At 38.7% G+C, this 8,585-nt stretch carries 2 protein-coding genes; both read left to right on the forward strand.

Features of this window, described 5'->3' with window-relative positions; all coding sequences use genetic code 11:
• Window positions 1-2,379: SpaA isopeptide-forming pilin-related protein (locus J5J03_RS10855; RefSeq protein WP_208589496.1), on the forward strand; the 2,379-nt coding region annotated here is incomplete at its 5' end.
• 939 nt (window positions 2,380-3,318) lie between these two features.
• Window positions 3,319-8,585: Cna B-type domain-containing protein (locus J5J03_RS10860; protein WP_208589497.1), on the forward strand; the 5,267-nt coding region annotated here is incomplete at its 3' end.

Below are 8,585 nucleotides of genomic sequence, written 5' to 3' on the forward strand. Positions count from 1 at the left end.
AATCCGTTAAGTACAGGATCTGTTGAATTAACCAAAGTAGGTGAAGAAGGAGATACCCTTGAAGGTGCCGAGTTCACACTAGTTGATGAGGCAGGCGAAGAATTACAAACAGGTCTTACTACAAACGAAGAAGGTATCCTAGTTGTCGAGGATCTCAAGCCAGGTAACTATGCATTCATCGAGACGGAAGCGCCGTTTGGATACCAGTTAGATTCCACGCCGCTGGAATTTGAAATCGAGTTTGATCAACAAGAGATGTTGGAACTAGAGGTAGAAAATCGTTATATTCCAAGTAGTTTTGAATTAACCAAAGAAGGCGAAGACGGTGAACTACTGGAAGGGGTAGTATTTGAGCTACAAGATGCAGAAGAGAATACCATCCAAGAAGGACTGGAAACCAATGCGGAGGGTAAACTGCTGATCGACGATTTAACACCTGGTTCTTACCAGTTAGTAGAAACAGCAACGATTGATGGATATGAATTAGATACTACACCAATTACATTTGAGATCGGACTTGGTCAGACAGAAGTGACAGAGGTGACCTTTGAAAATCCATTAAGCCCTGGATCTGTTGAATTAACCAAAGTAGGTGAAAACGGCGATACATTAGAAGGTGCTGTATTCACCTTAGTTGATGAGGAAGGCGAAGAATTAGAAGCAGGCCTTACCACCAATGAAGAAGGTATTCTAGTTGTCGAGGATCTCAAACCGGGCAATTATGCATTCATCGAGACGGAAGCTCCGTTTGGATACCAGTTAAATACCACACCAATTGAATTTGAAATCGTATTTGATCAACAAGAGGTGTTGGAGATAGAGGCAGAAAACAGCCTTACAACCGGTTCTGTAGAATTAACGAAAACAGGCGAAGATGGTAACAACTTAGAAGGAGTAATCTTTGAACTACAAGATGCCGAAGGAGAAACGCTTCAAGAAGATCTTGTGACCGATGAAAATGGTGTTCTATTAATTGAAAATCTCAAACCGGGTAACTATCAGTTAGTTGAAATAGAAACAATAGCTGGTTATGAGTTATACAGTTTACCAATACCGTTTGAAATTGAAATAGGTCAAACAGAAGTGACAGAAATCAACTTTGAAAACTCCTTAAGCACAGGTGCGGTTGAGCTGACGAAAGTAGACGAAGTTGGAGAAAGTTTAGAAGGTGCGGTATTTGAACTAATGGATGAAGCGGGAAATCTGCTTCAGACTGGTTTGACAACAAATGAAAGTGGAAAACTATTGATCGAAGACTTGAAACCAGGTAATTATCAACTTGTAGAGACTGCAGCACCGTTTGGTTATACATTAGATGATGAACCAATCCAATTCGAAATCGTCTTTAACCAACAAGAACCAATAACTGTAACCGCTGAGAACGAACGTGCACCAAGCTCTGTAGTACTAACAAAGGTTGATGATGAAACAGGGCAAACACTAGCTGGTGCAGTATTTCAAATCATTCGAGATGGAGAAGTGTTCAAAGGAAACCTGGTAACCGATGAGAATGGTCAACTATTTGTGGAAGGACTTAAACCAGGAAGCTATCAATTTATCGAAACAGAAGCACCTGATGGATATACGTTGGATCCTAAACCAATCGAATTTACGATTGATCTCGGTCAGAGTGAAACTCTAGCTTTAACAACTGATAATTCGATTATCAAAGGAGATTTTGTGTTAACCAAGCTAGACTTTGATAACACAGAGCTAGCTTTGGATGGAGTCACGTTTGATTTACAGGATGCTGATGGTAATACGATAAGAGAAGGTCTTCAAACAGCGGAGAATGGTAAGCTGATTATCGAAGATTTACGTCCTGGTCAATATCTTCTCGTGGAAACTGACCCATTAACAGGTTATCAAGCACATCCGCCCGTTTCATTTACAATCGGAAAAGGGCAACTAGAAGCAAAACAAATAACGATTACGAATAAGCTGACTCGTTCTGGGGTAGAATTGACTAAACTGGACCGTGATAACGAAGATAAAGTCTTATCAGGTGCGGAATTTATGCTTCAAGATGAAGAAGGCAATATCGTAGCACAAGGCTTGACAACCGATCAAAATGGAAAGTTGATCGTAGATGGTCTCAAACCTGGTGTCTATTCCTTCACCGAAACAAAAGCACCCCAAGGCTATGTATTGGAAGAAAGTTCGATTGAGTTTACAGTTGAGCTAGGACAGTCTGAACGAACCGAAGTGAAAGCCTACAATCAAAAGGAACATGTTAGTAATGATCGTGAGGAGGTCAATCAGGAAGAAAGCAACCTTCCTAGCACAGCGACGAACATGTTTAATTATGCATTATTTGGCGGGGTGCTAATGATTGCAGGGATCTTTGTATTAATATTCTATCGACGAAGGAAACAATAACTAAAATATACTAAGCATTTAGTAGTACAGACCAATGACATGGTTTGTACTACTAATTTTTTTATCGAAAAGAAAGTTAAACGGAGATGTATAGTTCCGAGAGCCAAAAATTAGGCGAGTTCTCGAGAGTGCCCTACGATAAAGAAGACTTGCCGACTGGTGAAACAAGAGGCTTAGTCGCCCTTATGCCCTTGAGCGAATGTCATCATCGGCTCGTAAACTCACTGTGATTCTTCTATCTCAGTTGATCCTGAGCCACTACGTTTCTATGCGGGTGCTTTACTTATAAAGAGAAAGACAATCATCCACACCCCGTGTTACGAATCTATATACCGAAAGTTGAAGCGTAAAACGTCTTCTTGTTGAATGTCATCATCAAAATTCACAAAAATTTAATATTTCAATATAAAGTTGTCACCTAGTTCATATTCTATAGCGCACAAAAGAAAGCGCACTCATCTAAGACTTATACTGTATTCACTCAATTTCTTATTTTCATCAATTTATGGAATTATCAGTAAAATTTTGATCGCAACCGGTTCATTTATAGAACTTTACACCTATTAATATTATATCGATATTATAAATTGTTTAAGAATATGTTAAGTATTTGCCTTTATAATCCAAATTTGGGTGGTGCGACTAGCTATATCCTTCATGCTTAATAAGTTATGAAATGGCTTATGGTTAGACATGGTGTGAAAATAATGTTACTACAATTCTCATGCCATTCATACAATAAGTAAAGTAACTTCTAAGTGTTAGATACAAAAATTTAGCGGTTTCGTTTTACAAATCTGATATGTAATATGTTACCACATAACTTAAGCGTGCTTTAAGGAAAATAGTGATAGTCTTCGCTACCATCAAGTTCATGTGGAGATGATATTTATCTTCATTTTGATCAAATCTAGGTGTAGAAAGGAGTTTAATCGTTTAATGACAAGGAAAGTAAGTATTGCTTTATTAGTCGTATTAATGTTTCAGACATTAACAAGTAGTTTCATGTTGCCTTCACAGGCTATCTCGTCTGAAGACACGTCTATCTTTAAAAATATAAGCGTTGTCGATGAAGAAGGCAATCCAGTTGATGCGGAAACAAAGCCAGGCAGCGATGTAGAAGTAAGTATAGATTGGTCTGTAGCTGACCTAGATGTAGAAGCTGACAGCACAGAGACAATCACACTTGATTCTGAAATTGTTGTACAACAAGAACAAACTAGTAATCTACTTTTTGAAGAGCAGCAAGTAGGTAATTATACAGTTGGTACGGATAATACGGTCACGATAAGTTTGAACAAAGTGATTGAAAAATATCCTGAAGCGAGTGGTAATTTTGTTATTTCAGCTGTCACTTCCGATGAACAGCAGATAGCTAATTCTAAGGATGAAGTTGTTGAGTCAAAAGGAGAGGAGCAAGAAGCTACCTCCGATGACAAAGCAACTGGAGAGAAGGACAGTCCAACGGATTCAGAGGTTTCAAAAGAAGACGCTAAAGAAGAGCAACATGTGACAACAAACGAGGAAGAACAAACAGAAAATGTCTCTTCTCCAGAAAAAGAGGAAGAGTCTAAGTCTGAGGAAAGTGACACAGATGCTTCGTTTACCTTTGCAGCTTCCAGTGTACAGCCCTTTGCTAATTTAGGTAATATCTTTACCTTTGATTATCTTAAAATTAACAGTGAAGACATTAATGATGGAGATATTATTGAAATAGGTGAAGGTACTAAAGCACAATTAGGATTCAAGTGGGATACACAGGGGCATAATGCAAAAGCTGGCGATACAGCTGAAATACCTCTTTCCGACGCTTTTGAAATGGTTACCACTCCAGAGCAACCAATCATGGTTGATGGAACGAATGTAGGAAACTATCATGTTGCGGATGGTGTACTAAAATTTGAATTCAATGAAAACATTGAACTTGATAATGTCAATAATGGATTTGTCAATATGGAGTTAGACTTCAATCTGGATAAATTCAAAGACAATATCGAACAAGAGATCAAATTCAATGATAGTGAAGACAATTCGTTAACGGTTATCGCAAAACCAAATGGAGATGTTAGTGGCATTGACAAGGAAGGACATCCTGACAGTCAAAATGATCCAAGAGAAATCACGTGGACAGTAGACGTTATCAATACGAATGAGGAAGAGATAACCGATGCAACACTAGTTGATAGTCTTCCTGCTGGAATAGGCGAAGCTAGAGATTTTGTCATCCATGAGTTGAACATTGGCTATGATGGAGATAAAACGGTTGGTGCTGAAGCGTCACCGGGATCAACATCTGTAACTGAAGATGGATTTGAAGTGGAATTGGGCAATATCGCCCCTTTTAAAGGTTATCGTATTCAATATACAACAACTATTGAAGATTACACTAAAGATTCGTTTACCAATGATGCAACATTTAATTATGGCGACGAAAGCTTACCTGCACAAGCTACAGTTGGTGGATTGGAAAGAAGTAATCCAATAGAGAAATCTGGTTGGCAAATAGGTGACGAGGATAAAATTCAATGGCAAATAGATGTTAATAAAAATGGAAGTTTAATTAATGATGCTAGAGTAGAAGATAACCTACCTGATGGGTTAACTGTGGACTCAGAAAGCATCAAAGTTGTGAAAATTACACAAAATGGAGATCATTGGAACGAAGGGGGCGCTCATGAAGGCGACTTTACTGGATTCCCTATCGAGTTAGGCGCATTAGGACAAGAGGATGCCTACCGAATTAAATTTGAAACAGATGTTAATTGGGGAGATGTAGAAGATGGCTTCTACCAAAAAGAAAATGGTTTCTTAAATACGGCAACACTCTATGACGGTACGGATGAATTAAATAATGATGATGCGACTGTTAATATCGTCAGAGATCCTGTCCTGCGAAAAGAAGGGAACTCCAATGTAGATTATGACAACAAAACGATTACTTGGACCATTCATGTGAACGAAGCAGGACACCCAGTTGGAAATGCTGTGTTAACAGATTTAATCCCCGCCGGCTTAGCAATTAGCGCAGATGATATTGATATCACGGATGAGAATAACGAGACTTATAATCCTAATAACATCAACATTAACCCTGATGCTGATGGTGGAACAGAAGTTGTTATTGATTTAGGAGATGTAGGATCTAAACAGCTTACCGTTACTTATACAACCGAAATTACTGATTTCACGGTTAATAATTTCAATAATGATGTTGGTATGACTGGTGATGGTATCGGTGCAGATGGCGAGGAAAGTAATGCTACAATCACCCCGGTAGGTAATAGCTATACTAAGAGTTTTGCAGGAATAGACTATGCTGAAAAGACAATCGATTGGAAACTAAATGTCGATCCAAAAAGGGAAGCAATTAACGAATTAGTAATAGAAGATACCTTCCCCAATAAAGGCATGATCTTACTTCCAGCCACGGTAGAAGTTACCCATAAAGGAGAACTTCTGACAAAAGGCGATGACTATACGCTTGAAGCTAGAACAGATGATAGTGAAACTGGTTATCATAAAGGGTTTATCATCGAGCTTCAAAGTGGGGTATTACCTTTAGACGGCGGTCAACTAGAAGTTCAGTATCAAACATCTTATGATCCAGAGGAGGTCGTAGATGGTAATACACTTGACCCACATCAGAGTGATGGAGACCAGGATAGAGTGTATAAAAATCATGCTCAGTTCACAGGAATAACTGTAAATGAAAATGATATTAATCAAGACAGAGAAGCAAATACAACTGTAAGAGAGGACTCTTGGAACAGTGGTAAAAAAGAAGGTCAACTCGTACATGTTGATGGTAATGGAGATTTAGTCAATGGATGGGAAAGCGGATTTGAAAGAAAAATCGCTTGGCAGCTATATACGAACTATCAAGAACAAGATCTTGGATCCGATGTTACCATAACAGATACGTTAGCTTATGAAGGAGAAATCGATGAAAGTAGTATCCAAGTATCTGTTTATAACGTAAATGCTGATGGATCTACTGATATTACAGGACCAATACTAGATCCTAACAACTATTCGTTAGAAGTTGATGGTAAACAATTCACTTTAGCTTTTGCAGATGGATTTGAAGTAACGGAAAGATATGTTGTTGAATTTAAAACATCCGTACCAGATATTTCACAACCAAATTATACGAATGATGCAACGGTTTCAGTTGGAGGTGTGGATTATCCTTATTCATCCACTCTTAACTATGATGAACATGACGACTTCTTAGCAAAAGAAACAGTCGGTGTTGATGGAAATAGTGTTTTCACAGGTGATGAAATAGACTGGGAAGTTAAAGTAAACGAAAGTCTATCAAACATTAAAGAACCTATCATTACGGATACCATTAGTGCAGGGCTTGTTTATGTGAATGATAGCCTTGAAATTGTCAAGTTAGAAGGAACAGAAGAATTCTCTCTAGAAGAAGGGGAAGATTATACGCTTGAAGTAACTACAACAGACGATAATGAGAATGTTTTAACTATTCAACTTACTGATGAATTGAAAGACACCTTAAACTTAAGATATTCAACCGTTGTAACAGAAAAAGACGGTGAAGTGAACAACGCAATCTCATTAGAGGGAAATGCTATAGAAGATAAATCTGTAGAGTCTGCTAGTATGCAAGCAAGAGAATTTTCTAGTGTAGGTGGCGAATGGGCTACCGATAGAGGGGCACTAAGAGTGACTAAAGTCGACTCTGAGGCAGAAGAAGTAATAGCGAACAATGAAGCGACCTTTACGCTTGAATTTGATCTAAATGGTGAAAGACAACAATATGGTGAGTACACAACTGAAAATGGAGTGTTAGAAGTTGGGAATTTACCACTTAGAACCTATTATCTAAAAGAAGTAACAGCACCAAATGGCTATGTTCTATCTGATGAAGAGAAAGAAATAGTTGTTGACGAAGGCTACGACAACAATGATGAGAATATTGTGAAAGTAGACTTTGAGAACACAAAAGAAAAAGTGGATATCACTGGAACAAAAGTGTGGGAAGGCGGACCAAAACCAGCCATTGATTTACAATTGTTTAGAAATGGTGAAGCATTTGGAGAGCCTGTAACTTTGGAAGAGGGCACAACAGAATACACTTGGTCAGAATTAGATCAAACAGATATCGATGGTAATGAGTATGCGTATACAGTAGATGAAGTGGAAGTTCCTGCTTATTATGAGAAGTCATTATCAGATGATGGTCTAACGATTACCAACAGCTTTACAGTGGACCCTATAAGTTTTAACGTGGAAAAAAGCTGGAACGATGCCGATAACCAAGATGGTATTCGTCCAGACGCCATCACAGTGAAATTACTGGCAGATGGGGAAGAAACAGACCAAGAATTGACTTTGAATGAAGACAATAACTGGAAAGGGACATTTTCTGATTTACTAGCAATCGATCAGACTGGTGAAGAGATTCAATACAGTATCGAAGAAGAAGTGGTAGAAGGTTATGACACAACCATAACAGGAAATCCAGAAGAAGGCTATGTAATTACCAATAGCCATACACCAGAGCGTATTGACTTAGCTGGTACGAAGACATGGGAAGATGCTGATAACCAAGATGGTAAACGTCCAGAGTCAATCACGGTTCGTTTATTAGCGAATGGTGAAGAAGTAGAGGATGTTGAGGTAACTGCAGAAGCGGATTGGGAATTTGCATTTACCGATCTACCAAAATTCGCAAACGGTGCGGAAATCCATTACACAATCCAAGAAGATGGAGTTCAAGATTATTCAACTACCATTGACGGTATGGATATCACAAATAGCTACACACCAGAACAAACTAGTATCAACGTAGTGAAGAACTGGGATGATGTTGATAATCAAGACGGTATTCGTCCAGATGCTATCACAGTGAAATTACTGGCAGATGGGGAAGAAACCGTCCAAGAATTGACATTAAATGAAGCAAACAACTGGCAAGGCGACTTTACAGAACTGGATGTATATGCAGGCGGTGAAGTGATTGACTATAGCATCGAAGAAGTAGCAGTGGAAGGTTATGACACAACCATAACTGGAAGCTCAGATGAAGGCTATGTAATTACGAATAGCCATACACCAGAGCGTATTGACTTAGCTGGTACGAAAACATGGGAAGATGCTGATAACCAAGATGGTAAACGTCCAGAGTCAATCACGGTTCGTTTATTAGCGAATGGTGAAGAAGTAGAGGATGTTGAGGT

Source organism: Gracilibacillus suaedae (assembly GCF_017599345.1).
Lineage (GTDB): Bacteria > Bacillota > Bacilli > Bacillales > Amphibacillaceae > Gracilibacillus > Gracilibacillus suaedae.